The sequence below is a fragment of the Agromyces binzhouensis genome, assembly GCF_004135055.1.
GTDB lineage: Bacteria > Actinomycetota > Actinomycetes > Actinomycetales > Microbacteriaceae > Agromyces > Agromyces binzhouensis.
The window spans coordinates 1-2,006 of sequence record NZ_SDPL01000489.1 but is presented as its reverse complement, the minus strand read 5'-3'; the positions used below and the strand labels follow the sequence as shown (position 1 = coordinate 2,006).

The 2,006-nt window shown below is 71.1% G+C and carries 1 protein-coding gene; it reads right to left on the bottom strand.

The genetic code is table 11. The annotated features are described in order from the left end of the window. A partial coding sequence (locus ESO86_RS16000; RefSeq protein WP_242492414.1) for an Rne/Rng family ribonuclease occupies nucleotides 1–2,006 on the bottom strand: 2,006 nt, incomplete at both ends.

Here is a 2,006-nt window from a genome sequence, read left to right as displayed (position 1 = left end):
CCTGCGTCGCATCGGCGGCCGCCGCCCCGTCGGCTGCGGTCGCCGCCGCGGCGGGACGCTGCTCCTGGTGCGCGACGGTGGACGCCGCGATCTGCGCGAGGGCGTTCTTGACGTCCTCCGTGATCGCGTGGGTGCCCTGGTGCGCCTTGTCGGTCGCCGGCTGCTGCGGCTGGCCGCCGCCGTTGCCGCCGCCGCGGTTGCGACGGCGCTCGACCTGCTGCTGGGGCGCGCGGTGCTTCGCCACCGGCTCGTGGTGCACGATGATGCCCCGACCGGCGCAGACCTCGCAGGGCTCGCTGAAGGTCTCGAGGAGCCCCAGGCCGAGCTTCTTGCGGGTCATCTGCACGAGGCCGAGCGAGGTGACCTCGGCGACCTGGTGCTTCGTGCGGTCGCGGGAGAGGCACTCGACGAGCCGGCGCAGCACGAGGTCGCGGTTGGACTCGAGGACCATGTCGATGAAGTCGACCACGATGATGCCGCCGATGTCGCGGAGCCGCAGTTGGCGGACGATCTCCTCGGCCGCCTCGAGGTTGTTCTTGGTCACCGTCTCCTCGAGGTTGCCGCCGGAGCCGACGAACTTGCCCGTGTTGACGTCGACGACGGTCATCGCCTCGGTGCGGTCGATGATGAGCGAACCGCCCGACGGCAGCCAGACCTTGCGGTCGAGCGCCTTCTCGATCTGCTCGGAGATGCGGAACTCGTCGAACGCGTCGCGCTCGCCCTCGTACGCCTCGACGCGCTCGAGCAGGTCGGGTGCGACCTGGCCGAGGTACTTCTCGATGGTCCGACGCGCCTCGTCGCCCGCGATGATCATCTTCTGGAAGTCCTCGTTGAAGACGTCGCGGACGATCTTGATGAGCAGGTCGGGCTCGGAGTGCAGCAGGGCCGGGGCCTGGGCCTTCTCGACGGTCTGCGAGATGTCCTGCCACTGCGAGATCAGGCGGTTCACGTCGCGCGTGAGCTGCTCCTCGGTGGCGCCCTCGGCGGCCGTGCGGACGATGACGCCCTGGTTCTCGGGGAGCACCTCCTTCAGGATCTTCTTCAGCCGTGCGCGCTCGGTGTCGGGCAGCTTGCGGCTGATCCCGTTCATCGAGCCGTTCGGCACGTACACGAGGTAACGGCCGGGCAGCGAGATCTGGCTCGTCAGTCGGGCGCCCTTGTGGCCGACCGGGTCCTTCGTGACCTGCACGAGGACGCGGTCGCCCGGCTTCAGTGCGAGCTCGATGCGGCGGGGCTGGTTCTTCTCGCCGTTCTCAGCGGCGGCGTCCCAGTCGACCTCGCCCGAGTAGAGCACGGCGTTGCGACCGCGGCCGATGTCGACGAAGGCGGCCTCCATCGAGGGCAGCACGTTCTGGACGCGCCCGAGGTAGACGTTGCCGATCAGCGACGCGTCCTGGTTGCGGGCGACGTAGTGCTCGACGAGCACGTCGTCCTCCAGCACGCCGATCTGGATGCGACCGCCCTTCTGGCGGACGACCATCCGGCGGTCGACCGACTCGCGGCGCGCGAGGAACTCGGCCTCGGTGATCACCGCACGACGGCGACCGGCGTCGCGCCCGTCGCGGCGACGCTGCTTCTTCGCCTCGAGGCGCGTGGAGCCCTTGACCTTCTGGGGCTCGGTGATGAGCTCGGGCTCGCGCGGCTTGCGGACCTTGACGACCGTGTTCGCGGGATCGTCCTCGTTCCCGCGCGACTCGTCGCCGCTGCGCCGACGCGAGCGGCGGCGCACGCTCGAGGCCTCGCGGTCTGCAGCCTCGCGCCCGGCGGCGCGATCGTCGTCGCGCTCGGGTCCGGACCCGGCCGGCGGGGTGTACACGGGCGGGGCGTGGAAGATGAGCGACGTGGTCGAGAGCACCGGCGGGATCGGCGACTCGGCCGAAGTCGATTCGCCGGACTCGGATGCCTCGGCGGCGGTGCTGTCGACCGAGGCATCCGCCTCGGCATCGGCTGCGGCGCCGCCGGTCTCGGCCGACGCCTCGTCGGGCTCGGGCTCGGCCGCCGGCGCG